Origin of the sequence: Colwellia sp. MT41 (genome assembly GCF_001444365.1) — a bacterium.
In the GTDB taxonomy this organism is placed as follows: domain Bacteria; phylum Pseudomonadota; class Gammaproteobacteria; order Enterobacterales; family Alteromonadaceae; genus Colwellia; species Colwellia marinimaniae.
On sequence record NZ_CP013145.1, the window covers coordinates 985,674 to 1,011,447 of the forward strand.

At 39.2% G+C, this 25,774-nt stretch carries 29 protein-coding genes; 13 read left to right on the forward strand and 16 right to left on the reverse strand.

The genetic code is table 11. The features are described from left to right. The first annotated feature begins 56 nt into the window (after positions 1-56). The 8 genes from CMT41_RS04180 (at position 57) to nqrM (ending at position 7,669) form a co-directional block, all read left to right on the forward strand. Positions 57-1,394, forward strand: coding sequence for a Na(+)-translocating NADH-quinone reductase subunit A (locus tag CMT41_RS04180; RefSeq protein ID WP_057179935.1), 1,338 nt, complete (start codon positions 57-59; stop codon positions 1,392-1,394). Positions 1,395-1,396: 2 nt separating this feature from the next. Then, a complete protein-coding gene (locus CMT41_RS04185) occupies positions 1,397-2,608 on the forward strand; it encodes an NADH:ubiquinone reductase (Na(+)-transporting) subunit B (RefSeq protein WP_057179936.1) in 1,212 nt (403 codons plus the stop codon). Next, positions 2,601-3,413: a Na(+)-translocating NADH-quinone reductase subunit C gene (locus CMT41_RS04190; RefSeq protein WP_057179937.1), complete on the forward strand. Its 813-nt coding sequence runs from the start codon at positions 2,601-2,603 to the stop codon at positions 3,411-3,413. Before CMT41_RS04185 ends, CMT41_RS04190 begins: the two co-directional genes overlap by 8 nt. Then, complete coding sequence (locus tag CMT41_RS04195) at positions 3,413-4,036, forward strand: NADH:ubiquinone reductase (Na(+)-transporting) subunit D (protein ID WP_057179938.1); 624 nt, start codon at positions 3,413-3,415, stop codon at positions 4,034-4,036. The genes CMT41_RS04190 and CMT41_RS04195 overlap by 1 nt, the downstream gene beginning before the upstream one ends. Before the next feature lie 4 nt (positions 4,037-4,040). Beyond that, entirely contained in the window at positions 4,041-4,664 is a 624-nt protein-coding gene (nqrE, locus tag CMT41_RS04200) for an NADH:ubiquinone reductase (Na(+)-transporting) subunit E (protein ID WP_057179939.1), read from the forward strand. Between the two features lie 69 nt (positions 4,665-4,733). Then, complete coding sequence (nqrF, locus tag CMT41_RS04205; protein WP_057179940.1) at positions 4,734-5,957, forward strand: NADH:ubiquinone reductase (Na(+)-transporting) subunit F; 1,224 nt, start codon at positions 4,734-4,736, stop codon at positions 5,955-5,957. A gap of 257 nt (positions 5,958-6,214) precedes the next feature. Beyond that, positions 6,215-7,246 carry an FAD:protein FMN transferase gene (locus CMT41_RS04210; protein ID WP_058026447.1) on the forward strand — a complete coding sequence of 344 codons (1,032 nt, stop codon included), beginning with the start codon at positions 6,215-6,217 and terminating at the stop codon, positions 7,244-7,246. Between the two features lie 192 nt (positions 7,247-7,438). After that, the gene (gene nqrM / locus CMT41_RS04215) at positions 7,439-7,669 is read left to right on the forward strand and encodes a (Na+)-NQR maturation NqrM (RefSeq protein WP_057179941.1); all 231 of its coding nucleotides are present in this window, start codon (positions 7,439-7,441) and stop codon (positions 7,667-7,669) included. Between the two features lie 175 nt (positions 7,670-7,844). On the opposite strand, the gene dxs is transcribed toward nqrM, so the two are convergent. The 3 genes from dxs to CMT41_RS04230 are packed head-to-tail and all read right to left on the reverse strand — an operon-like array spanning position 7,845 to position 10,942. Continuing rightward, positions 7,845-9,737: a 1-deoxy-D-xylulose-5-phosphate synthase gene (gene dxs, locus CMT41_RS04220; protein ID WP_058026448.1), complete on the reverse strand. Its 1,893-nt coding sequence runs from the start codon at positions 9,735-9,737 to the stop codon at positions 7,845-7,847. Between the two features lie 54 nt (positions 9,738-9,791). Further along, the gene (locus tag CMT41_RS04225; protein WP_058026449.1) at positions 9,792-10,694 is read right to left on the reverse strand and encodes a polyprenyl synthetase family protein; all 903 of its coding nucleotides are present in this window, start codon (positions 10,692-10,694) and stop codon (positions 9,792-9,794) included. Continuing rightward, positions 10,694-10,942, reverse strand: a complete 249-nt coding sequence (locus CMT41_RS04230) for an exodeoxyribonuclease VII small subunit (RefSeq protein WP_057179944.1) — start codon at positions 10,940-10,942, stop codon at positions 10,694-10,696. Before CMT41_RS04230 ends, CMT41_RS04225 begins: the two co-directional genes overlap by 1 nt. 274 nt (positions 10,943-11,216) lie before the next feature. On the opposite strand from CMT41_RS04230, the gene pomA reads away from it, so the two are divergent. The 3 genes from pomA to thiI all read left to right on the forward strand — a co-directional run bounded on the left by pomA (position 11,217) and on the right by thiI (position 14,533). Continuing rightward, the gene (gene pomA / locus CMT41_RS04235) at positions 11,217-11,981 is read left to right on the forward strand and encodes a flagellar motor protein PomA (protein ID WP_057179945.1); all 765 of its coding nucleotides are present in this window, start codon (positions 11,217-11,219) and stop codon (positions 11,979-11,981) included. A 59-nt stretch (positions 11,982-12,040) separates the two neighbouring features. Then, positions 12,041-12,985, forward strand: coding sequence for a flagellar motor protein MotB (locus CMT41_RS04240; RefSeq protein ID WP_057179946.1), 945 nt, complete (start codon positions 12,041-12,043; stop codon positions 12,983-12,985). Between the two features lie 93 nt (positions 12,986-13,078). Then, entirely contained in the window at positions 13,079-14,533 is a 1,455-nt protein-coding gene (gene thiI, locus CMT41_RS04245; protein WP_057179947.1) for a tRNA uracil 4-sulfurtransferase ThiI, read from the forward strand. A 103-nt stretch (positions 14,534-14,636) separates the two neighbouring features. Here thiI and CMT41_RS04250 read toward each other — a convergent pair whose 3' ends face one another. Together CMT41_RS04250 and CMT41_RS04255 are read right to left on the reverse strand one after the other, a co-directional pair. Then, positions 14,637-15,578 carry a ketopantoate reductase family protein gene (locus CMT41_RS04250; RefSeq protein ID WP_083494206.1) on the reverse strand — a complete coding sequence of 314 codons (942 nt, stop codon included), beginning with the start codon at positions 15,576-15,578 and terminating at the stop codon, positions 14,637-14,639. 41 nt (positions 15,579-15,619) lie between these two features. Next, entirely contained in the window at positions 15,620-15,997 is a 378-nt protein-coding gene (locus tag CMT41_RS04255; protein WP_058026450.1) for a VanZ family protein, read from the reverse strand. A gap of 205 nt (positions 15,998-16,202) precedes the next feature. Here CMT41_RS04255 and CMT41_RS04260 point away from each other — a divergent pair, with 205 nt between their 5' ends. Further along, entirely contained in the window at positions 16,203-16,685 is a 483-nt protein-coding gene (locus CMT41_RS04260) for a YajQ family cyclic di-GMP-binding protein (protein ID WP_057179949.1), read from the forward strand. A 165-nt stretch (positions 16,686-16,850) separates the two neighbouring features. On the opposite strand, the gene CMT41_RS04265 is transcribed toward CMT41_RS04260, so the two are convergent. From CMT41_RS04265 to CMT41_RS18510, 4 genes are read right to left on the reverse strand one after another with little or no spacing between them, the layout of a single operon-like run. Continuing rightward, positions 16,851-17,609 (reverse strand): hypothetical protein, encoded by a 759-nt coding sequence (locus CMT41_RS04265; RefSeq protein WP_058026451.1) that lies wholly within the window; start codon positions 17,607-17,609, stop codon positions 16,851-16,853. Further along, positions 17,590-17,895 (reverse strand): heavy-metal-associated domain-containing protein, encoded by a 306-nt coding sequence (locus CMT41_RS04270; protein WP_058026452.1) that lies wholly within the window; start codon positions 17,893-17,895, stop codon positions 17,590-17,592. The genes CMT41_RS04265 and CMT41_RS04270 overlap by 20 nt, the downstream gene beginning before the upstream one ends. A gap of 13 nt (positions 17,896-17,908) precedes the next feature. Beyond that, positions 17,909-18,304: a hypothetical protein gene (locus CMT41_RS04275; RefSeq protein ID WP_058026453.1), complete on the reverse strand. Its 396-nt coding sequence runs from the start codon at positions 18,302-18,304 to the stop codon at positions 17,909-17,911. Between the two features lies 1 nt (position 18,305). Beyond that, positions 18,306-18,527: a GDCCVxC domain-containing (seleno)protein gene (locus tag CMT41_RS18510; protein WP_083494207.1), complete on the reverse strand. Its 222-nt coding sequence runs from the start codon at positions 18,525-18,527 to the stop codon at positions 18,306-18,308. A 67-nt stretch (positions 18,528-18,594) separates the two neighbouring features. On the opposite strand from CMT41_RS18510, the gene CMT41_RS04280 reads away from it, so the two are divergent. Continuing rightward, positions 18,595-19,023 (forward strand): MerR family transcriptional regulator, encoded by a 429-nt coding sequence (locus CMT41_RS04280; protein ID WP_057179953.1) that lies wholly within the window; start codon positions 18,595-18,597, stop codon positions 19,021-19,023. Between the two features lie 224 nt (positions 19,024-19,247). Here CMT41_RS04280 and CMT41_RS04285 read toward each other — a convergent pair whose 3' ends face one another. Genes CMT41_RS04285 through CMT41_RS04315 form a run of 7 tightly spaced genes read right to left on the reverse strand, consistent with a single transcriptional unit; the run spans position 19,248 to position 25,770 of the window. Beyond that, positions 19,248-20,204 carry a tetratricopeptide repeat protein gene (locus tag CMT41_RS04285; protein ID WP_057179954.1) on the reverse strand — a complete coding sequence of 319 codons (957 nt, stop codon included), beginning with the start codon at positions 20,202-20,204 and terminating at the stop codon, positions 19,248-19,250. A gap of 2 nt (positions 20,205-20,206) precedes the next feature. Then, entirely contained in the window at positions 20,207-21,184 is a 978-nt protein-coding gene (locus CMT41_RS04290; protein WP_057179955.1) for a type II secretion system F family protein, read from the reverse strand. A gap of 3 nt (positions 21,185-21,187) precedes the next feature. Next, entirely contained in the window at positions 21,188-22,156 is a 969-nt protein-coding gene (locus CMT41_RS04295; protein ID WP_197410251.1) for a type II secretion system F family protein, read from the reverse strand. An 11-nt stretch (positions 22,157-22,167) separates the two neighbouring features. Further along, positions 22,168-23,490, reverse strand: a complete 1,323-nt coding sequence (locus CMT41_RS04300) for a CpaF family protein (protein ID WP_057179957.1) — start codon at positions 23,488-23,490, stop codon at positions 22,168-22,170. Then, positions 23,490-24,731: an AAA family ATPase gene (locus tag CMT41_RS04305; protein WP_088568895.1), complete on the reverse strand. Its 1,242-nt coding sequence runs from the start codon at positions 24,729-24,731 to the stop codon at positions 23,490-23,492. Before CMT41_RS04305 ends, CMT41_RS04300 begins: the two co-directional genes overlap by 1 nt. A 53-nt stretch (positions 24,732-24,784) precedes the next feature. Beyond that, positions 24,785-25,285, reverse strand: coding sequence for a TadE/TadG family type IV pilus assembly protein (locus CMT41_RS04310; protein WP_057179958.1), 501 nt, complete (start codon positions 25,283-25,285; stop codon positions 24,785-24,787). 2 nt (positions 25,286-25,287) lie between these two features. Beyond that, positions 25,288-25,770: a TadE/TadG family type IV pilus assembly protein gene (locus tag CMT41_RS04315; RefSeq protein WP_057179959.1), complete on the reverse strand. Its 483-nt coding sequence runs from the start codon at positions 25,768-25,770 to the stop codon at positions 25,288-25,290. Between the last annotated feature and the right edge of the window lie 4 nt (positions 25,771-25,774).

A 25,774-nucleotide genomic window follows, 5' to 3' on the forward strand; every position in this document is an offset into this window, starting at 1 on the left:
TTAGATAAACTAACGAACTGATTTTTATACTCCCATCAAAAGTAGTGCAAGTGTTTATGATTACAATAAAAAAAGGCTTGGATGTTCCGGTAAAAGGCGCTCCCCAGCAGGTAATCCATGATGGTCCGTCCATCAAAACCGTTGCAACACTCGGTGAAGAGTTTGTGGGTATGCGTCCAACCATGTTTGTTAAAGTGGGTGATCGTGTTAAAAAAGGTCAAGTGATTTTTGAAGATAAAAAAAATCCTGGCGTTAAATTCACAGCTCAAGCTGCCGGTGTTGTTAAAGAAATTAACCGTGGTGAAAAACGTGTTTTACAATCAGTTGTTATCGATGTTGATGGCTATGATCAAGAAACGTTTACCAGTTACTCAGCCAATAAATTAGGTACTATCGCTCGTGCAGACGTAGTGAAAAACCTAGTCGATTCAGGTTTGTGGACTGCGTTACGAACTCGCCCATTCAGCAAAATTCCTGCCATTGATAGTGAGCCAGCTGCGATTTTTGTTAGCGCCATGGATACTAATCCATTAGCTGCAAATCCTGAAGTCATCATTAATGAACAAAGTGAAGCGTTTAAAAATGGTTTAACCATTTTATCTCGTTTAACGACAGGTAAAGTATTTGTTAGCAAAGCACCTGGGGCAAATATCCCAGTAGATGACAATGCCACAGTGACTGAATTTGCTGGCAAGCACCCTGCAGGTCTTGTCGGTACACATATTCACTTCTTAAAATCAGCGAGTGCCGACAGATTTGTTTGGCATCTTGGTTATCAAGATGTTATCGCCTTTGCCAAATTATTCACTACCGGTGAACTTGACAATAATCGTGTTATTTCACTTGCTGGCCCAGCCGCCACTAACCCGCGTCTAGTACGTACGGTGTTAGGTGCAAGTACTGCTGAATTATCAGCGGGTGAAGTCATTGACGGTGAACTACGTGTTGTTTCTGGTTCATTGCTAATGGGCTCTACCGCGACAGCTGTTCACGGTTACTTAGGTCGTTATAACGTACAAGTATCATTAATTCTTGAAGGTCGTGAAAAAGAGTTTATCGGTTACATGTACCCAGGTGCAAATAAATTCTCGGTAACACGCGCATATTTGTCGCACTTGTTCCCAAGTAAATTATTTAACATGACCACTACGACTAACGGTAGCCCACGCGCTATGGTGCCAATTGGTAACTTTGAGCGTGTTATGCCATTAGATATTTTAACTACCTTGTTTTTACGCGATATTTGCTCTGGTGATACCGACGGCGCGCAACAACTAGGTGCCTTAGAGCTAGACGAAGAAGATTTAGCACTGTGTACATTTGTTTGCCCTGGCAAAACAGATTACGGTGTTATTCTTCGTGATTGCCTAACCACAATCGAAAAGGAAGGTTAGTCATGGGCTTGAAAAAGTTTATTGAAGATATTGAACCGCATTTTGAAAAAGGCGGCAAACATGAGAAATGGTTTGCACTTTACGAAGCCGTTGCTACCGGTTTATTTACTCCTGGTTATGTGAACAAAGGTAAAACCCATGTTCGTGATAGCATCGATTTAAAACGTATCATGATCACAGTATGGCTTGCGGTTTTCCCAGCCATGTTCTTTGGTATGTATAACATTGGTTATCAAGCTGTTGACGCATTAGCGGCGGGTTATGCTTTACCACAATCTTGGCAAGTTGATTTATTTACCTTGCTTGGTGGTACGCTAACGGCCAGTGCTGATACCTTTAGCATGATGCTCTATGGTGCCTGTTTCTTCCTACCTATCTACGCGGTAACGTTTGCCGTTGGTGGTTTCTGGGAAGTGCTTTTTGCTGCAGTGCGTAAACATGAAGTTAATGAAGGTTTCTTCGTTTCTTCTATTTTATTCGCCCTTATCTTGCCAGCGAGTATTCCATTATGGCAAGTAGCCATTGGTATTACTTTTGGTATAGTTATCGCTAAAGAAATCTTTGGTGGCACAGGTAAAAACTTCTTAAACCCAGCATTAGCAGGTCGTGCATTCTTATTCTTCGCTTACCCAGCACAAATCTCGGGTGATGCAGTATGGGTTGCAGTTGACGGTTTCTCTGGTGCAACTATGTTAAGTGCTTTCAACGCTGCTACTCCAAGTTTAGTTGATTACTCAGTTAACGCTGATTGGTGGAGCGCTTTCTGGGGCTTTATCCCAGGCTCTGTTGGTGAAGTATCAACATTTGCTATCCTTTTAGGTGGTGCATATATCCTTTATAAAGGCCTTGCTTCATGGCGCATCGTTCTAGGTGTCTTTGGTGGCATGGTTGCGACTTCATTACTATTCAATTTAATCGGTAGTGAGTCTAATGCTATGTTTGCTATGCCTTGGCACTGGCATCTAGTTATTGGTGGTTTTGCCTTTGGTATGATGTTTATGGCAACAGACCCAGTGTCTGCTTCATTTACCAATACCGGTAAATACTGGTTTGGCGCTTTAGTTGGCGTGATGGTGGTATTGGTTCGTGTTGTTAACCCTGCATTCCCAGAAGGTATGATGTTAGCTATTTTATTCGCTAACTTGTTCGCACCATTGTTTGACTACTTTGTAGTACAAGGCAATATCAAACGGAGGCTTGCACGCAATGTCTAATACTAAAAAACCTGAAACGGTTGCCGGTACGCTGATCTTTGTTTTAATTATTTGTTTAGTGTGTGCTGCTCTGGTATCAGTGGCGGCAGTAGGTTTGAAACCATTACAAACGGCTAACAAATTACTGGATAAGCAAACTAAAATTCTTGAAGCATCAAATATATTAGCTATTGCTTTAAAGCCAGAAAATATAAAAAATGCGGGTAGCGAAGATAAAAGTATCGTAAGTACTTACAACAAATATGTTGTTGCTAAAATGATTGACCTTGATTCAGGGGCATTTATTGACGGTGATGTTAATGCTTTTGATGAACGTAGCGCGGCGCGTGATGTGACTCAAAGTATTAAACCTAAAAATGATATCGCTGGTATTAACCGTCGTGCTAATAGTGCGGTTGTTTATTTAGTTAACAACGAACAAGGCCAATTAACCACTATCGTCTTACCTATTTTAGGTATGGGCTTATGGGATTTAATGTATGGCTTTGTTGGCTTAGAAGCTGATTTAAATACCGTTAGCAGTGTCATTTACTCTGACCTTAAGGAAACTCCTGGATTAGGCGCTGAAGTGCTGAACCCTAAGTGGAAAGCCTTATGGCCAGGTAAAAAAATGTTTAACGAGCAAGGTGATATTGCCATTAAAATCGTTAAAGGTGGCGCTAAAAAAGGTGACATTCACGGTGTTGATGCTTTATCTGGTGCAACATTAACCAGTAATGGTGTTGAGCATACTTTACATTTTTGGTTAGGTGATGAGGGCTATGGTCCTTTCATCAACAAATTTAAAGACGGAGGGCTTGATTAATGTCTTCAGATACTAAAAAAGTCCTCTTTGGACCTGTTGTTGATAACAATCCTATTGCTTTACAAGTATTAGGGGTTTGTTCTGCGCTTGCTGTTACCAGTTCAATGGCGAATGCGCTAGTAATGTCATTGGCGGTAATGTTAGTTACGGCTTTCTCTAACTTGTTTATTTCGATTATTCGTAAGCAAATACCATCAAGTGTGCGGATTATTGTGCAAATGGCAATTATTGCCTCACTAGTCATTGTGGTTGACCAAGTTTTGAAAGCCTTTTCATATCAATTATCGAAAGAGTTATCAGTATTTATTGGTCTGATCATCACTAACTGTATTGTTATGGGTCGCGCTGAAGCTTTTGCAATGAAAGAAAAGCCAGGTGTGAGTTTCTTAGACGGTATAGGTAATGGTTTAGGTTACGGCGCAGTATTAATGGTTGTTGCTTTTTTCCGTGAATTATTCGGTTTTGGTACTCTGTTCGGTGTTGAGATATTTCAGTTAACACAAAACGGTGGCTGGTATCAAGGTAACGGCTTATTGGTATTACCATTTAGTTCATTCTTCATTATTGGTTTAATCATCTGGGCAATTCGCCAGTGGAAACCTGAACAAGTAGAGAAGGATTAAACCCATGGAACATTATTTAAGTATTTTTATTAAAACCATCTTCATTGAGAATATGGCGCTAAGTTTCTTCTTAGGTATGTGTACCTTCTTAGCTGTGTCTAAGAAGATAAGTACCGCCATTGGCTTAGGTGTTGCAGTAGTCGTGGTATTAGGGTTAGCAGTTCCTGCTAACCAAGTTATCTACCAAGCTATTTTAGCGCCTGGAGCACTTGATAGTCTAATGGGCATAACGGATCCGAAAGAATCAATTGACCTTAGCTTCTTGTCTTTTATTACTTTTATCGGGGTAATTGCTGCCTTAGTACAAATATTGGAAATGATTTTAGATAAATATTTCCCAGCTTTGTATCAAGCACTTGGCATCTTCCTACCTTTAATTACCGTTAACTGTGCCATCTTTGGTGCGGTATCCTTTATGGTTGCGAAAAACCTTACCTTTGGCGAAAGTGTTGTTTATGGCATTGGCTCAGGTGTAGGTTGGATGTTAGCAATCGTATTGATGGCTGGTTTACGCGAAAAGATGAAATACTCTGACGTACCAGACGGTTTAAAAGGTTTAGGCATTACGTTTATCACTGCTGGATTGATGGCCTTTGGCTTCCTTTCTTTCGGTGGTATTTCCCTGTAACTCAAGGTTAATGTTGGTTTAACAGTGAACATTGCTGTTAAACCCTTAATAAAATTAAAGGAAAAGTCGATGGAAATTATTCTCGGCATATCAATGTTTACCGCGATAGTATTACTTTTGGTGTTAGTGATTTTATTTGCTAAATCAAAATTAGTTTCTTCAGGTGACATTACAATTAGTATTAATGGCGACCCAAGCAAGTCAGTGACTGCTGCTGCGGGTGGCAAATTGTTAGGCGTATTAGCAGACCAAGGTATTTTTATTCCTTCAGCATGTGGCGGTGGCGGTACTTGTGGTCAATGTCGTGTTGACGTGCATTCAGGTGGTGGTGATATTTTACCTACTGAAGAAGGACATATTACTAAGCGTGAAGCCAAAGCTGGTTGTCGTTTAGCCTGTCAAGTTGCTGTTAAGCAAGACATGGTCATTGAAGTCGAAGATGAAATCTTCGGTGTGCAAAAGTGGGAATGTGAAGTTATCTCTAATGATAACCAAGCAACCTTCATCAAAGAATTAATATTAAAAATTCCTGATGGCGAATCTGTACCGTTTAAAGCCGGTGGTTACATTCAAATTGAAGCCCCAGCCCATCATGTCAAATACAGTGATTTTGACATTGATGAACAGTACCGTGGCGATTGGCAACACTTTGGCTTCTTCGATGTTGAATCAAAAGTTGATGAAGAAACCTTACGTGCTTACTCAATGGCAAGTTACCCAGAAGAAGAAGGCATTATTATGCTGAACGTGCGTATTGCTACGCCGCCTCCGGGTAAGTTACATTTACCAGCGGGTAAAATGTCTTCATACATTTTTAGCCTTAAGCCAGGTGATAAAGTGACTATTTCTGGTCCTTTTGGTGAGTTTTTCGCTAAAGAAACTGATAATGAAATGGTCTTTATTGGTGGTGGTGCTGGTATGGCACCGATGCGTTCTCATATCTTTGACCAACTCAAGCGCCTTAAGACTAAGCGTAAGATTAGTTTCTGGTACGGTGCACGTTCTAAACGTGAGATGTTCTATGAAGATGATTATAACGGCCTAGCGGCTGAAAATGACAACTTTGTCTGGCATGTTGCCTTGTCTGATCCGCAACCCGATGATAACTGGGATGGCATGACTGGTTTTATTCATAATGTTCTTTTCGAAGAATACTTGAAAGATCACGAAGCGCCAGAAGATTGTGAATACTACATGTGTGGTCCACCAATGATGAATGCTGCTGTTATCGGTATGCTTAAAGATCTTGGTGTAGAAGACGAGAATATTATGCTAGATGACTTTGGTGGCTAATATTTTAACTTAAGCTTGCCTAGTGGCGCTATTTCATCGTTAGATGTACTCACCTATAGTCATAGGCTCCGTGCATCCGCCTTGAATTAGTTCCACTATTCAGCGCTTAACTTTAAATATACTGTTGAAGAGCATTTAAATAAAGACGACTTAGGTCGTCTTTTTATTTTAACAACCGATTAAAGAAAATAGCTTATTTATATCACTATATTTTTCAGCCAAAAATATAGCGATATAAATAATAATTTGGAATCTTTATGAATAAACTCAAACTACTGTTGTTAACGGTGTTAACGATAACTTTATCCGCTTGCTTTCCTAGTAATCATTCAAATAAAATAGAGGTGTTACTGCAAGGCCAAACTATGGGCACTACCTATAGTATTAAAGTAGTGGCGATAGAAGAACAGTTGCTGGCACTGCAATTACAGCAAAAAATTGATGCTGCACTGCAACAAGTTAACCAAGAAATGTCGACTTATCTAGAGAACTCGGAAATATCTCTCTTTAACCAATCGAAATCAACTGACTCTGTCGAAGTGTCGGCAGGTTTTGCTCGGGTACTAAAAGAGTCAATTCGTCTTGGTAAGTTAAGTGGCGGTAAGCTAGATGTTACCGTTGGCCCCTTAGTCAATTTGTGGGGCTTTGGTCCAGAGCAGCGTCCTGAAAAAATACCCAGTGATGAGATATTAGCCGCGACCAAAAAACGGGTTGGGTTACAGTATTTAACGTTAGTGGGCAATCAACTTGCTAAGAAAATACCGGATTTATATATAGATTTATCTACCATAGCGAAAGGCTATGGCGTCGATGTTGTGGCTGAGTTAATTGAAAGTCATGGCTTTACCAACTACCTAGTGGAAATAGGTGGAGAAATGCGTCTAAGAGGCTTTAAGCATACAGGTGAGTTGTGGGCTATTGCCATAGAAAAACCAATTCTCGATCCAAGTGGCAAAGAGCGAGCAATACAGCAAGTCATTATTCCTAAAGATAATGCCGTAGCAACGTCTGGTGATTACCGTAACTACTTTGAAGTCGATGGTCGACGTTTTTCACATATTATTGACCCAGATACCGGTAAACCCATCAATCATAATTTAGTCTCGGTAACGGTAATTCATCCTTCCTCGATGACAGCTGATGGTTTATCAACCACCTTGATGGTGATGGGCATGGAAAAGGGCATGGATTTTGCCGTTGAAAATGATCTGGCGGCATTATTTATTGCTAAGACTGAAAATGGCTTTGAGGAGCGATTTACGGTAAAATTCCGTCAATATTTGAAATAATAATACCATTCTACATAAAGAGCTCTGTAATCAAAGGGCTTTCTTATAGCGTTGAGTATAATACTAGCGACACTTTCTGTTTTTAGAAATAGTGGGCACTATATTATTTAAAGCAATGACTCTTGTCCCGAGCATTGGCAGTTTTTAGTTAAATTAATTAGAATAAGTTAAGTAAGTTGAGAGCATAAGATTATGATGATTTTCTTTATTACCTTTGGTTTTTTCCTTATGGTAGGGGCTGCGATGGCAGTCGGTTATATTTTTCAGAATAAAACCTTGGCGGGCAGTTGTGGTGGTTTAGCCAGCGTTGGTATTGGCAAAGAGTGTAATTGTGACAATCCGTGTGAAAAGCGACAACAGCGTGAGAAAAAAGCCGCTCTTGAGCTAAACTTGCAAAATAGAATTGATGTTAAGAATTTATAATAATTGCACTTTATATTATTTGATAAGTTACTAAGTAGCATGGTTAATTAGTCAATACTAGTAAGGCTCACCAGTAAGGCCTGACCATGAAAACACTACTAAAAAAGGATAATGAATGACTCATTATCCTTTTTTAATGTTCGCTAACCCTGGTCAGATTAGCAATATATTGTCACTAGCCAATAAACTTAACTATTTTAGCGACAATTCCTTGGGCATCTAGGCCTAAATCATGGTGCACTTCTTCTTGAGTACCATGTTTAACAAAATGATCAGCAACACCTATATTGAGGATACTCACCGGCTTGCCCTGTGCTAGTAGGTATTCATTAACGCCTGAGCCAGCACCACCGGCAATGGCATTATCTTCAATAGTCACCAGACAGTCATGATTGGCATTGAGCTGATCAATCAGTGTTTCATCTAGTGGTTTGATAAAACGCATATCTACCAGCGTGGCATTAAGCTCTATGGCGGCTTTCTTTGCTTGAACTAACATCGAGCCAAAGCTTAATATGGCAATGCGTCGACCTTTTTGCTCCTTACCTTCTGTACTTGTGCCATTGAGGATGGTTACCCCTTTACCAATTTCTATGGTTTCATCAACACTGGGCAGAGTTGCCCCCGTACCATTGCCACGAGGATAACGGACAACGCTAGGACCATTTAATCTAAAGCCAGTATTAAGCATTAACTGACATTCACGTTCATCTGATGGCGCCATAATGACGGTATTTGGAATACAACGTAAAAAGCTTAAATCAAACACACCCTGATGAGTCGCACCGTCAGCACCGACAATACCAGCACGGTCAACGGCAAACATTACCGGTAAGTTTTGGATGGCAATATCATGTATAAACTGATCATAACCACGTTGTAAGAAAGTTGAGTAAATGGCAACTACTGGCTTTTGTCCACCGATAGCAAGGCCAGCTGCAAAAGTGATTGCATGTTGCTCTGCTATTGCTACATCAAAGTATTGCTCAGGAAAACGTTGGCTAAATTCAACCATACCAGAGCCTTCAGCCATTGCTGGGGTAACAGCGACTAATTTACTGTCCACTTCAGCGGTTTTACATAACCAATCGCCAAATATTTTTGAATAGCTAGGTAAGCTAGGTTTTGCTTTAGGTAAATGGGTATCTGCAGGGTTAAATTTAGGTACCGCATGATACTTGATAGGATCTTGTTCAGCGGCTTGATAACCTTTACCTTTTTTAGTGGCAATATGTAGTATTTGCGGACCTTTAAGGTTACGCATATTTCTAATAGTGTCAACTAAGCCATTAACGTCATGGCCATCTATTGGACCAATATAATTAAAACCGAGTTCTTCGAAGAAGGTACTTGGCACAATCATGCCTTTTAAGTGCTCTTCAGCGCGACTAGCAAGCTGTTTCATAGGGGGGATATTGCTCAAAATCTTTTTACTGCCCTCACGTAAACCAGCATAAAAACTGCCAGAGAGCATTTTTGCCAAGTGATTATTTAGCGCACCAACATTTTGCGAAATAGACATTTCATTGTCATTTAAGATAACCAGCATATCTTTGTTAATGTCGCCAGCATGATTTAACGCTTCAAAAGCCATGCCCGCCGTCATAGCGCCATCACCGATAACGGCTACCGTTTTACGGTTTTTACCTTCTTTCTCTGCTGCGACCGCTAAGCCTAAGGCCGCCGAAATTGAAGTGCTAGAATGGCCAACACTTAAAACGTCATACTCACTTTCTTCACGCCACGGAAAAGGGTGCAAGCCATCTTTTTGTCTGATGGTATGTAATTGGTCACGTCGCCCGGTTAGAATCTTATGAGGATAAGCCTGATGGCCTACATCCCAAATTAAATGATCGAATGGCGTGTTATAAACATAATGTAAGGCAACAGTGAGCTCAATGGTGCCTAGGCCAGATGCAAAGTGGCCACTACTTTTACTCACTGAATTTAGTAAGAAACTGCGCAATTCATCACTGACACGTTTTAATTGCTGTTGCGGTAAATTGCGTAGCTCTTTTGGTGTATTAATTTGGGCAAGTAGTGGGTAGTCAGCAAGGTTTGTAGTCATAGTTTGTCTATTGGTAATAATACGTTATTTTAAAGAGTTGCGCGGCTTAGATACTTAATGGCTGCGCTGCACAATAAAGGTAGCAAAATCTGCTAAAGATTGGGTATTGTAAGGTAATCTAGCCAAAGCTTGAAGCGCTTGTTGTAATAAGTTTTCAGCTTTGTCTTGTGCACCTTGTAAACCAAGCAGTGCTGGGTAGGTACTTTTGTTGGCAGCAAGATCCGAACCTACTGGTTTGCCAAGCTGCTCTTCTGTCGAGGTTAAGTCGATAATATCGTCTTGGACTTGGTAAGCCAAGCCAATAAGCTGGGCGTATTCACTTAATATTTTTTTGTGTTCACTGGTCACTTGCTCACTGCACTCGGCTGGCATCAATACGGCAGCTTGCAATAATGCCCCCGTTTTTAAGGAATGCAAGGTTTCTAATTCACTTAGTGGAATAGCTTTATCTGTTGCGGCTAGATCAAGCGCTTGTCCGCCACACATGCCTTGGTAACCTGAAGCGCGAACTAATTGCTGTATAAGTTTTACTTGCAGCGGAAATTTTGATGGACTGTTATTTGTTGAAAAACTGTGATTTGCCAAAATATCAAAAGCTAAGGTTTGTAAGGCGTCACCGGCTAAAATTGCGCTGGCCTCATCAAAGGCTTTATGACAGGTTGGTTTACCGCGCCTTAAATCATCATCGTCCATTGCCGGTAAATCATCATGTAAAAGTGAATAAGCATGAATACATTCTAAGGCACCCGATATGGCATCAATGTCATGCAGATTGGCATGTAACGCCTCGCCGGTGATATAGGCTAAGTATGGCCGCATACGTTTCCCGCCACTGAGCAAGCCATAACGCATGGCTGCAAGTAACTTTGGATCATTGATGGTTAGGCTATCAAGCTTGGCGGCTAGATAATCATTGATACGTTGTTGGAAATGCTTATATGAAGTCAGTGTGGTCATTAACTTTCGCTCACACTACTATCAAAATCCGTTAATTGTGCCGTGCCGTTTTTTTCGAGCAAAATTTGTACTTTTTGCTCGGCAGCTTGTAATTTCACCTGACTTAATTGGCTAAGATTTAAGCCACGCTCAAAAAGTGCCATTGATTCTTCTAAGCCCAAGTCACCTTGCTCTAAATTCTGTACTATGGTGTCAAGTTCATTTAATGATTCTTCAAAAGAGAGATTTTCTAGTTTCTTTTTAGCCATGATTATTGCTCTAAGCTGCTAGCTGTGAATTAATTGCGGCAAACTTACCTTAGCTTGCTACTCGGGTCAATTGACCCACTGCAATTATTATTGATAAAATATTTTATCATTAGTGTTAAGTTATTGACACTGCGGGCGATAATAGCCTTAAATATGTTTTTTATTATTAGTGATTTATTCGCTAAGACCATTAGCCAATAGTTTTTACATAATGTACTATTCTTTTATTGAAATCTGGTTTTGGCATAAAGTGTTGGTTGTTTAGGGGAACTCTGTGGATTTAGCTACGTTAATTGGTATTTTAGGCGCTGTCGGTTTATTGGTCATGGCTATGGTGTTAGCGGGTGACATCATGATGTTTCTTGATACCCAGTCAGTGATCATTGTTTTTGGTGGTTCACTTTTTGTGGTGATGTCTAATTATAATATGGGACAGTTTTTCGGTATCGGTAAAATCATACTTAAAGCTTTTATTTTTAAAATAGAAAAACCGGAAGAGTTGATTGAAAAAGCGGTTGATATGGCCGATGCTGCACGTAAAGGCGGATTTTTAGCTTTAGAAGAAGCGGAAATTAGCAATGCTTTTATGCAAAAAGGTGTCGATATGTTGGTCGATGGTCACGATGCCGATGTAGTACGAGCTACTTTACAAAAAGATATTGATTTAACTACCGAACGTCATGAAACTGGCGGCAATATGATGATGGCGCTCGCCGATGTTGCTCCTGCGATGGGCATGATAGGCACCTTAATTGGTTTGGTCGCTATGTTATCAAATATGGATGACCCTAAATCTATCGGTCCTGCGATGGCGGTGGCTTTATTAACAACCCTCTATGGTGCCTTTCTCGCCAATGTTATTGCCATACCTATTGCCTCTAAATTAAAGCTACGCATGGCCGAAGAAAAAATGAATCAAGAGCTAATACTTGATGCTGTTTTAGGTATTCAAGATGGGCAAAACCCCCGCGTTATCGAAGGCTTATTGAAAAATTATTTAGCTGAAGGTAAACGAAAAGTCGATACTACAGAAGAATAGCGGGAGTAGTCTTATGTTAGGAATGCTTATGTTAAGAGGGATTATGTTAGGAGGTATATATGGCTAAGCAAAAATGTAAGTGCCCACCTCCTGGATTACCCGCATGGATGGGCACCTTTGCCGACCTTATGTCACTGTTAATGTGTTTTTTTATTTTGTTATTATCTTTCTCTGAGATGGATGTGCTGAAATTTAAGCAAATTGCTGGCTCGATGAAATTTGCCTTTGGTGTGCAAAATAAAATTGAAGTAAAAGACATTCCTAAAGGTACCAGTATTATTGCGCAAGAGTTTCGCCCAGGAAAACCTGATCCAACGCCTATTGAAGTTATTCAGCAACAAACCATGGAAATGACCCAGCAAATGCTTGAGTTTCAAGCCGGAGATGAAACCTCTGCTGGTGGACGACAAGAGCAACGAGGCACTGAACGTGGTGGTCAAGCACAAAATACCGAAGATGCTATGTCTGCGCAAGCCATACTACAAGCACAAGAAGAAATAGCGCGTGCGGCACAAGAGCAAGTGAATGACTTAGTGAAGAAGATAGCTGAGCAACTTGAGCAACAAATTCAAGATGGTGCCATCGAATTAGAGTCACTAGGTCAGCAGGTGATTATTCGTATTCGTGAAAATGGCTCTTTCCCTTCTGGTTCTGCTTTTTTACAACCTAAATTTAGACCCATTATTGAAGAAATAGGTGCGTTACTTAATACCATACCAGGAGAAATCATGGTCTCGGGTAATACCGATGATCGCGGTGTCGATTCTGAGTTATTTAGCTCAAACTGGGATCTGTCGACTAAACGTGCGGTAGCCATAGCACATGTCTTGATTAAAGTGCCAGGTTTTGATCCTACTCGGCTTGTGGTTGCTGGCTATGCCGATACTCGACCATTAGTACCCAATACCAATGCCCTTAATCGTCGACGTAATCGTCGGGTTGAAATTTCGATCAATCAAGGTAAAGCCAAAGAAACCGATCGAATAAGTATCAGAAAAGAATAGCAAACAGATTTTTAGTGTTAAAACCTTAAAAAAGACTGATAAATAGTGTACAATCCGCGCCATTATTTTTTTGTCTTTTTTAGGTTATAACCGATGAAATTTATCGTAAAGCTTCAAGCCGAGATCACCATTAAATCTCGCCCCGTCCGTAAACGTTTTACTAAAATCTTAGAATCGAACGTTAGGAATGTTTTACGTCGTATTGACGAGCAAGTCACTACACGTATGAACTGGGATAATATTGAAGTCAATACCAAAGACAACTCACCTGAAAACCGTGAACGTTTAGTTGAAGCCCTTAAATGCATTCCTGGCATACCGATTTTTCTAGAAGTTCAACAAACTGATTTTGTTGATGTTCATGATATTTATGAGAAAACGTTGGCGGTTCATGCCAAAAGTATTGAAAACAAAACCTTTTGTGTACGTGTTAAACGGACCGGTAATCACGACTTTAACTCCTTAAAAGTAGAGCAATATGTTGGTGGTGGTTTAAACCAACACGTTGCCAGCGCTAAGGTTAAATTAAAAAACCCTGATGTAACCGTACGTCTTGAAATTAAAAATAAAGACTTATTTATTGTTACTGAACGTCATAAAGGTTTAGGCGGTTTCCCGATTGCAACCCAAGAAGATGTGTTGTCACTTATGTCTGGTGGTTTCGATTCAGGTGTTGCCAGTTACCAAATGATTAAAAAAGGTGCACGTACCCACTACTGTTTCTTTAACCTTGGTGGCTCAGCGCACGAAGTGGGTGTTAAACAAGTGAGTTATTATTTATGGAATAAATTTGGCTCCTCGCACAAAGTTAAATTCTTCGCAGTAGATTTTGAACCTGTGATCGCTGAGATATTAGAGAAGGTTGACAATAGCCATATGGGTGTGGTGTTAAAGCGTATGATGATGCGTGCTGCCACTAAAATTGCCGAGCGAGGTAAAATTCAAGCCCTTGTTACCGGTGAAAGTTTAGGCCAGGTTTCCAGCCAAACCTTAACCAACTTAAACGTTATCAACCGGGTCACTGATACGCTAATTTTACGCCCGTTAGGCGCATACGATAAACAAGATATTATTGATATTGCGCGTAAAATAGGCACAGAAGATTTTGCCAAGACTATTCCTGAATACTGTGGTGTTATCTCTAAAAAACCGACGGTAAAAGCGGTACTCGCTAAAGTGATAGAAGAAGAAGGTCACTTTGATTTTGATATTTTAGACAAGGTTATTAGCGAGACACGTGTTTTTGATATTCGAGATATTGGTAAAGAAACCGAAGAAGAAATTCATGCGGTAGATCTTGTTGAGAACATCCCTGATAATGCCGTCGTTGTTGATATCCGTAGTCCAGCAGAAGAAGAAGATAAACCATTAGTACTAGGTGATATCGAAGTTAAGCATATCCCTTTCTATAAGCTTGCTACGCAGTTTGGCGACTTAGATATGTCGAAAGATTACCTACTTTATTGTGATCACGGGGTGATGAGTAAACTACAAGCGTTGTATTTACTTGATAATGGTTTTAAAAACGTAAAAGTCTATCGCCCTTAATTATCATTCCTTAACGTCATAATGGGCAACATTATCTACCTGAGTAATGTTGCTATCTTAGCTTTAAGACGTCTTTATAAGGGCTAATTTTTAAAGCTTATTTTTAATGGACAGGTTTAAGGTCTAGCACCTGTTGCCACAGTCGAGTATTTTCCGGTGTGGCAACATTATTCTTCTTACCTATACGGTGAATATAACCGTTAATAAAATCAATCTCTGTTGCTCTGCCGCCCAAAACATCACTACGCATTGACGAGCAGTTTCTCGCCGTTGCTTGCGCGACTTTAGCAACCATTTTTTGTAAGTCGGTAAAGGCTAACTCTATACCTTCCGTGTGGCTGACTGCGGTAATTTCAGTTAATATTAAATTTATTTGTCTAGTAAACTTCTGGTTATTTATCTCGCCATTATCAATATTGTTAATGGCCGTGATTGGGTTAATGACACAATTTATTGCCAATTTTAACCATTGTTTTTTTACTATATCTTGATGGAAATTTACCTGGGCTAAGGCGTTGTTTAGCTGGTTGGTCAATTGCGTTTGTTGGTTTGAGCTTAACTCACCTGCAAGTAGCCCAATATCACTTTGGCCAAGTCCTGTATGGGTTATGGCTAAGGGCATATTTCGTAAGCAGCCATGGGTGGTTAACATGGTTAGTATAACTTGCTGACTTGGTAGCAAGTTAACCACCTCGGCAAAGGGTCCCATGCCATTATGAGCAAGAATTACTAGGCAATGAGGATTAATGTCTTGTGCCATTTGCTGTATCGCATCGGCAATATGAAATGACTTTAGGCATAGGATGATAATATCGGCGGCATTTATATCAGCACTTTGACTATAAGTGAGAGGGTGAATTTCAGCGTGCAGTTGTTGATAGGGGGTAAATTGATATTTTGCTGACTTAAGCTCACTGGCACTAAGTTGCTCTTGGTTAGAAGCCAGTAGAGTAACATTGGTATTGGTATGAGCTAAATGATGATACCAAAGTAAACCCATGGCTCCTTGTCCAACGACAACAATATTCGCTAGCGTATTTGTCATAAGTTAATTATTTACCTTTTTCATTCATTAGTAGTGGTTAGTTAGCGTTGCTTAGTTACTGTTTTTTGAAAAAAGATCAGGTAAAGCCATGTTGCTAAAACGAACAAACTAATGCCAATAACGTCAGCAATAAAGTCGCCAAACTCACCACTTCTATAACCGAGAAAAGATTGACCAATTTCAGTTAACGCGCCATAAAACATAAGTAAAGGCACACAAAGGCGCAGAGACAATTTTATAACCGAGTGGCTCACCCAAGTTAAAATAAAAAAACTGATCAGGTGGCCCATGGTATCAATTGCGGGAAACTGGAATATGCGTTTTCTTATGGTGTCAGGTAAAAATTCATGAGCGAAAAGCAGTAATATTGTGACGATAATCACAGCAATAAAAAAATAAGTATGTTGGCGAGCTTTCACAACGAGCCTGTTAATAATTAAGTAAGTGCCTCGATACTAGCATGGTTTGGCCAGTATTTCTTATGGGCTTTCCCTATCAGTTATCGTATATATATTTGTTAAGTGCTTTAGTTTAGTGCTTTAGTTTAGCGCTTTAGTTGCGTGCTTTGGCAGCAAAGGTATAATGGTGGCATTGTGCAAACTTACCCCATATAGAGAATATATTATGCCTTCAATGGATATTGTATCAGAAACTGATTTAGAAGAAGTTCGTAATGCTGTCGACAATGCTAATCGTGAAATTAGTACACGTTTTGACTTTCGTGGTGTTGAGGCAAGTTTTGAGTGGAAAAAGCCCAATGTAACCTTGAAAGCTGAAGGTGATTTTCAATTAAAGCAAATGTGCGACATATTGCGTAGCCAATTAACTAAACGCAATGTTGATGCTAAAGCCATGAGCATTGGTGATGCCAGTGCCACAGGTAAGAACTGGAGTCTACAAGTCACCTTTAAAGAAGGTATTGAACAAGATATGGCGAAAAAAGTAGTCAAGCTTATTAAAGGTGAAAAACTAAAAGTTCAAGCGGCTATCCAAGGTGAACAAGTGCGGGTAACAGGTAAAAAACGTGATGATTTACAAGCGGTAATGCGTTTACTAAAAGCCGCTGAGTTAGAGCAATCTTTTCAGTATACTAACTTTAAAGACTAGTTTTTCTTTCCTATTAGGAAGGTAAACAGCTAACTTAATTAGTGTTTTTAAAAAAAACCATAACTATTGTTATGGTTTTTTATGTTTGTTTAACCGTGTTAAATTCATTGCAACTAATGGTATAAGCCGACTTATAATGACATGGGGTAATAAAGCTTAGCCTATTCAAAAATGAAATCTGCTACTAAAGAGGACAGTTAAGTCATTATTGTTAGTTAAATTTTTAACAATGCCGCCTTCAATAACCCATGTTGGCTGCAGCCATTGCAGGCCAAGGGTAACTTGGTGCGTTATTTCATCTGCTTCTTGCCATCGGCCATTGAGCTCAGTTACTACATATAATTCTGACCCTATACCCCAATCAGGGTAAATTGACGGTGATAAACGATATTGCCAAGAAATATCATATCGACCACTATCTGCACGGCTATTAATACCCGCTTGATAAAGTGCATCAATATCGAATTCATGTCTGCCTTGAAAAAATGTATAAACAAAGCCAGCTTGAACTGCAGGCTCGCGAACATTGTCACTAGCATCACTAGGAACATTACTCAGAGGAACAATAGCACCTGCTAACAAGGCTAATCTTGCTGTGCCAGAGAAAAAGTCATCTTGCATTACCGTGTGACGATATAATGCAGAGAACTCGCCAAAATGATTTTCATCGTTAGCTGTTATTTTGTAAGGGATGGAAAATAGCAAAGCTTGATCATTGCTTAAGCCGTAGGCCGTACTGGTATGAAAGTTACCGCTGGTGCTACCGGTAATATGCTCATATAAAAACCTTACCACATAGCCATGTTTATCAAGGGGCAAAGCAACAAATGATCTTAAGCCCATACTATAGGCATTGGGCACATTAAGTAACGAAAGTAGGGTAATATTCGCTATGGCAGAGAGGCTAGTTGTTAGCTTCTTCATCTGATATCACCGTGACTTTTATTGGCGTAAATCCAGCATCGAGTATAGCTTGCTTAATCATTGCTATTGAGGGGGATTTTGCCTCAGTTTCTAATTGCACTTTCTTCATTTTCATACTGACCTGTACTTTTGCTACCCCTGCCATTTTATTGAAGGTGCGATTTAAACTATCAACACATAACGCGCAGGTCATGCCGTGAATTTCTACTTCTATTGTTTTAGCCTTGATTGCAAAGCTAAAAGATAATGTCAGTGCTAAAGCGGTTAGTAATAATAATATTTTCATTGTTTAGTTCTCCTTATAGGTCGAGCAAGTTTCGCATAGGTAGTAACAGGTAACTGGTGAAAAAGCCAATAAACCAGATCATTGCACTTAGCCAAAATATTTTTTTATTCAATTGTTTTGATTTTTTACAAAGGGCGGCTAAGTCAGCCTCCGCAGGGCAATGTTGATTAGGACGCCAAATAACCCCAGCTAAAATCAGCAAAATAAATGCTGCTAGGGTTAGGGTCCAGATCTTATGTTCAGCTAAAAAAAATAGCCCTGGAAGGTTGAAGTTTAAACTCGCCACTAGCGCACCAAAGCCCAAGGTGACGAGCAATATAGGTAAGGCACAACAAAGCAATGTGCCACTAGTAATAAAAAGTGTCAGCCACTTTAAATAAGGTTTTTCTAAAATATTAGAGTTTGCCATGTTAACCCTTACCGCTTGAACATGAGCCTGATGCTTGGATCGGTGGGCATGGCACTGAACCATAAGAACAAAAGACACAACAATCACCTTGAAGAGGTTTCAATAATACCTGACAAGCAGTACATTCATAGAACCATTGGCAAGCATTCGTCGGCATTTCCACTAATTTTTTATGGCCACATTCCGGGCAGATTAGTTCTGAGTCGATGGTGATTTTAGTCATAAGCGCTTCCTAGTTTGTTTATGTTAGTATAGAACCTATAGTTACTATAGGTTCAAGGGCTTTTGACATGAATTATGAAAAATATTCTATTGGCCAGCTGGCAAAAAAAACCGCGTGTAAGGTGGAAACGGTGCATTACTATGAAAAAATAGGTTTAATGCCTGAGCCACCGAGAACCGAAGGAGGGCACAGGGTCTATGCCTTACCTCATGTTAAACGCTTGAATTTTATCAGGCGTAGTCGTGCTCTAGGCTTTAGAATTGAGCAAATTAAAGAGCTACTTAAATTTATAGATGAGCCAAACCACTATTGTGGCGAAGTTAAAGCAATGGCAATGCAACAAGCTAGCGTTGTACAAGAGAAAATAGCTGATTTACAGCGTCTGCAATCAGCATTAAATGAAATGATTATTCAATGTTCCACTGGGAATAAACCGGTTGATGACTGTCCTATTGTTGATGCACTCTACACTGAGAACGTAGTAGGACAAGGCTAAGATAATAGTAATATTGATATTCATTATTACTGTTTATAGCCTAGCTTAGCGGTATTTCCACCATAGCATTTACTCAATACCCCCCGATCTAAGGGCTTTTCCAAATAACATTTATTCACAGCCTTAACCTTAGCGTTATTTCAGCGATTAGCTCGGTAACACTTAATACTAGGAGTGAACTAGTTTTCATTATTTATTTAAATAAATTAAGCCCAGGTATTAGGCTATATTTCTATTTCATGCAAATAAAGCTGCACATTTTCTAAGTTAATATGACTTTTTTTATAATAAGTAGGAGAAAGATCAATGGCGTGTTGTAAAAAATATTTTGCCTCTTGATAACGACCATCTAATAATAAAAAATAGCCGATATCATTATACGCCTCAGCTGTAGTCATCACTTGTTTAAAAAGCTGTATTGATTTGTTGTATTGACCTGTTCGTACATAAATCAACCCTAAGTTAAGCTTCGCCCGTTCAAAAGCAGGATTGGCATTAAGGGCTTCTTTATAGTGTTTTTCGGCCAAAACATAATGATGAGTTAGGTAATACGAATAGCCTAAGTTAGTGTGAATAAGGGATAAATCATCGCTGATGGTTAATAGTAGCTTAAATATTTCCCTGGCATATTCATGCTGGCTATCAAGATCATTTAACACCGCATAAACATTGTAAGCTGATAATGGTGAGTCTTGATCGAGTTCGATCAAACCATTTTCAATATTGCCATTTTGTAATCGATTTTGATCTAAATTAACGCTGCGCTCGAGTAGTGTTCTGGCTTTATTCATATTTCTTTGTTCTAGATAATAAATACCTACTTCAGCCAAGGCTGGGATATGGTCAGGATTGATGGTTAATGCTTGCTTAAAAGCCCTAATGGCTAATTCTGGACTATTCAAGCTATTTTGAATTTTGCCAATTTGGCAAAACACATCAACATCGTTTTTATCCAATTCAAGCGCTTGAATATAATAAAAAATAGCCTTTTTGGGATTGTTATTCAGCTCTTCACGTTTTGCCTGTGCTATATTTTGTTGTTTAGATAGCACAATATTGGCGGAGTCTTTGTTTGCATTTGTCTGTTCAAGACTATTAGTGCTAGTACAACCGACACTAGCGAAAGAAAAGCTTAACAGTAAAAAAATTCTAATTAGGTATTTATCACTTAAATATTTCATCACTAAAACGCCTTATCCCAAACATTCATTACTTTCAATACTGCGGGGCCAATGGCAACAATAAAGAAAGAGGGCCAAATACAAAACATCATCGGAAAAATCATTTTTACGCCAAGTTTAGCGGCATTTTCTTCCGCCGCCTGTAAGCGTTTATCCCGATACTCATCGGCATAAACCCGAATAGTTTCAGCGACACCAGTACCAAGCCTCAGGCTTTGTACAATAACTGAATTTAAGCCTCTTATATCTTCTAAGCCAGTTCGGTCACTAAATTCCTGTAATGCTTGCTGCATTGATAAACCGACGCGAACTTTACTGCAAACCAAACCAAGTTCATGGGCTAGGGTCGGGTGGACAAATTCCAGTTCATTTTTAACGCGTTGAAATGCCTCTAATAAGCCTAAACCGGCCTCACAACAGACTATTAATAAATCCAACGCATCGGGGAAAAACTTACGCAGCTCTTTCATGCGCCGATCAGCCAACTTATGCAGTATTAGTGCTGGCAATATATAAGTTAAGCCGATAATAAAGGCGAAAATATATAAGGTAACTAACATAGATATGCCACCAGAAAATTTCATCACCACAATAGCAAGGGTTACGCCAGATAACATCGACATTAATTTCAGGGCATTAAATATTTTTAAAGCATTGGTTGAATGATAGCCCGCATGTATAAGTAATTTTCTGGTGGCTTTATCGCCCGAAAATCGGTTATTAATTAATGGCAGGTATTTAAGTTTATTTAAATTATGCTCCAGCGTAGTGGTGTAATCTTCTTGTTGATGTGTTGCTGATAAGGGCTGTTTTTTAAGCTTGTCTATCTGCGCCTTTACCGGCGAATAAATTCCTGAAAAGAAATAGTAAAATGCCATAGCTAAAGTCACACCAGCGGTGGCTGCGACAATATAAATCACCCATTCAACCATGACTTTGTTATCAGTAAAACTTAGCAACAAACCTTGTATATATTCCATAGTTTATACCTCTATTTGAATCAGTTTTTTTATCCAAAAAATGCCTAACAGCATGCCAGCTCCTCCCCATTTAAGCAGGTTAATACCCGCGGGTGTTGAGGTTAATTCAGCCACATAATTTGGCGACGAGATGTATAAAACGGCAAAGAGTACAAAGGGCATTAACACTAAAACCCAACCGGAAAGACGGCCTTCTGCGGACAAGGTTTTTATCTTTCTTTTGAAGGTGAATCGTTGCCTGATCACTTTCGATAATTTATCAATATTTTCGGCAAGATTACCACCCGTGGATTTTTGAATAGCAACGGCACTGGAAAAAGCCATTGCTGAAGTGCTGGGCACTCGTTTGACAAAATAAAGTAGTGCTGTTTTTGTGTCATTACCAAAATTAATGCGATTAAACATTATCTTAAATTCATCGGCTAAATAACCGTCCATTTCCTCAAAAACCAGCTTAATCGCATCACTAAAAGCATAACCTGCTTGTAAACCTCTTTTTAGTACGTCCATGGCTTCAGGAAATTGCTCTTCAATTTTTTCCATACGAAGCGTGGTATCGCGATTTAATTTGAGATGAAACGCCAGTAAAGTCAGCAAGGCAATTATCAAACTAAATAACCAATCCTTGCTGAAGAAACTAACGGTAATAAAGGCCAAGCTACTCGTGGCTAAGGCGATAGCTAAATATTGATGACCTAATAGTTTTGACCCTGATATTTCCATTTTATAGGTTAAATTTTCAATCAAAGGTAAGGTCTCTAACCAGCGAGTAAAAGGGGGTAAGTGCGCGACTCTACTATTGAGTAATATATTTCTTTCAATGTTTTTGTCTGTTAATGCCAGAGAAAGTAAATGTTTTTTTAGCTGCTTGGTATCAGCCCTTTGAGGACTGTAGACTGAAACGAACAAACTTTGTGCCAATAAAACGACTGCGGCAAAAACTAAAAGTAAAAATATAAGTTGCGGACTCATAATGCCTCCTATTAGAAATTCACTGTTGATTCATCAATGCCAAATAAGCTATAAGGTAAGTCGATCCCCTTAAGGGCTAATTGACGATGAAATTCTGGTATTACTCCCGTGGCTTGGTAACTGCCTATTATATTTCCTTGTTCATCTTTATCCTCTCGTTTGAAAGTGAAAATTTCCGACATGGTAATCACATCCCCTTCCATGCCAGTAACTTCTTGAATACTGGTAATGCGTCGACAACCATCTTCTTGACGTTGTAACTGCACCACCACATCAATGGCAGAAGATATTTGCGCTCTAATATTATGTATAGGCATGTCAAAACCGCCCATACAAATCATATTTTCTAAACGACCTAAGGCATCGCGAGGAGAGTTGGCGTGCAAAGTAGTTAGTGAACCTTCATGACCGGTATTCATCGCCGCCAACATATCTATGGCTTCTGCTCCTCTCACTTCACCAATAACAATTCGGTCAGGACGCATTCTTAAACAATTTTTCACCAGATCTCGTTGTGATATTTCGCCCTTACCTTCGATATTGGCTGGACGTGTTTCTAAACGGACCGTGTGCGGCTGCTGTAATTGTAATTCCGCTGAATCTTCTATGGTGATAATCCGTTCGTCTTCAGGGATGTAACCCGATAAAATATTAAGTAGTGTGGTTTTACCACTACCAGTACCCCCTGAAATCAACACATTAAGCTTACCCTTAACAACCGCTTTGATTAGTTGTCCCATTTCGTAGCTCATAGTGCCGTAGTCAATGAGCTGTTCGGCTGAGAGTTTATCGACAGTAAAACGGCGAATAGATAAAACCGGACCATCAAGGGCTAAGGGAGGAATAATGGCATTGACTCTACTACCATCTTTAAGGCGGGCATCTACCATAGGCGATGATTCATCAACTCGGCGACCGACACTAGAAACAATGCGATCAATAATACTAAGTAGATGTTTATCATCATAAAATTTCACCGCTACTTTTTCTAATTTCCCCTTACGTTCTACATAAATACTGTCATAGCGGTTAACTAAAATATCGGCAATTGTCGGATCTTCTAACAGGGTTTCTAACGGACCAAGCCCTAAAATTTCATCAATAATTAGCTTTATCAATATTTGACGAACGTTTAAACTTATTGGTCGGGTTAATTCATCTAATAAACTACAGCATAACTCGGTAATTTGCGCTTTCGCGATCTTATTCTCCATAGTTTCCAATACGGACAAATCTAACAAGGTTAATATCTTGCCAAAAATTTCTTGCTTAGTTTGCATATCCTCAGCAGTTAAAATACTAAAGGGATCTACTGTTTTTGTATCAAGTAACATTACGCACCTCCGAAAATTTTACTGAAAAAGTTTGGCTTTTCTTTGGGGAACTTAATCGGAAAAGCATTTCTTATAATGGTACAAATTTCTTTATGGATGATTTTGTTCTCGGTCAGTTTTGCTAAAGGCGATCCTAAATCGGTACAAGAACTAGCTAATTGATAATTATTACTGACATAAAAAACACTATCGATAAGCAAGGCTTTTTTTATATCATTAAGGCTAATATGAGTGACTTTTTTGGAATGACGATTAACTATTATTTGAATCATATTCTTGCTGACACCCATTCGTTCCGTTAGTTGTTGAATAAGGGCTTTGGCTTCTCTCAAACTAACAATATTTTGTTGGACAACAATGAGAAACTGGCTAGATAGTGAGACTAAAGGCAAGGTGAGCATATCTAAACCACGAGATAAATCGACTAAAATCAAATCATGATTTAGTTTTATTTTCCATATAAGCTGCTCTAAGTGCTTAAAGTTTTTATTTTGCTCTTGATCAAGTTGAGCGTAGGCTTTACTGGCTAACAAGCTTAAATTATTGCGTTTGGTCATCATAGACTTTATCGCCATGTTATCCAGTTTATCAATTTCATTTAGCGCATCGGTCAAGAAATAATTGGCTTTAAGGTTGAGGGAGTCAGCGAGAGAGCCGTAGTGTAAATCTGCATCAATAAGTACTATTTCATCTGGACAGAGGTTGGCACTAATCTCACCTAAACAAGCGGTAATAAAACTAGCACCTGAGCCTGACTTACCATTAATGATGCTAATAACAGGGGCAACTTTTTTTGTTTTTAAAATATTATTGGCTGATAAGGTTAAGGTATTAAAAAGCTCCTGCTCAATATCGTCAAAAGGAATAATATCTAGTACATGATGATGCATCGCTGTTCGAATAATATCAGCGGCAATACCATCACCTAACAATAATGTAGGCATATGCTCAAGGGCCAATTTTTCAATAACCTGTTGGCAAGTATCATTGTCTTTATTAATGGCTAAGATAACTAATTCAAACTGACTAAATTGCTCTGGTATTTTTTCACTGAATTCAACGTTTAAATTACTTATTAAGTTAAATTGACTAGTAAGCGTAACTTGCATATTAACTTCGCTACAAATAACGAGCACAGCTAAGTGAACTGGTAGGCTTTGCTTCTTTTTGAAAAAGTTATCAGTCACAGTTAACCTTCCATCAGGTAAATCAACAACATTATTGATATTTTTACTATTCATAAGTCTTCCTTAAATAACTGTTCCTTAGCAATATATTCTTATCAACGCTATAACTATGTGGCGTCACTTGGCAAACAATAGCTATATTTTGTTCGTGTTGCACCTAAGCTTTCTCTTGGTAATGTGGTGGCAAAACTAGGTGAGTTAAGCGTTAAAAATAAACCAGGAATGATTAACTGGTGTTGGTAATTAATTATTTCTGCTCTAACAAGTTTTATTTTATCAATATCAGTTACTGGCGAACCATCTAGTTCTAGGTAACTTATTTGTAAATTTGTTATGCCTAGGTTTGGCGCCATCGGTATTTTGTCAAACAGGGCAGCTGCGAGCATAGGATCAAAAGCGGACATTGAACTATGGTCGAAATGACAAACCGTTGCTAATCTGGCGCCGCGCCTTGAGGCTTCGGTGAGTATATTCCACACAAAAAATAACCGTCCTACTTCAAATACTGCAAATAACAGTAAAAAAAATACCGCACCGACAATGGCAAACTCTATGGTATAAACGCCATTTTGTCGGTTTTTTTTAAGTTCTCTACCGCCTCTAAACATGGTTATAAAGCCCTCATGGTATAGGTCGATATCAGCGGAAAGCTTAAATCAATATCATCACCTAAACCGAAAGTAAAAAAAGTGTCAGAAAATATCGGTTGCCAATCATAAGTCACGGTGATGGTGATAAAATCGCCGCTAATACTGAAGCTGATATCATCATCATTAAGATTGGGCAGCAGTAAGTTAGCGTTAGCGTGTTGACCATAGCGTATTAAATTCTTTACTTCGTCCCAAGTAACACCGGATATGCTTATTTCGTCGTTGGTACCAGTTTTAGCCTTAGCCGTTAAATAGCGACTAGCATCTCTGACCGACTTATTCAGGGTATTGTATTGCAACATCAAGCGGCCAAATTCAGCACTGGCAAAAATTAACAGTAATAAAAAGGGCAATACCAGCGTAAATTCGATGGCGGCAAAACCTTGTTGTTTACTTTTATTAGTTATGCTAGCTGCGGTTATCTTGTTTTTGATAGTTATCATACAT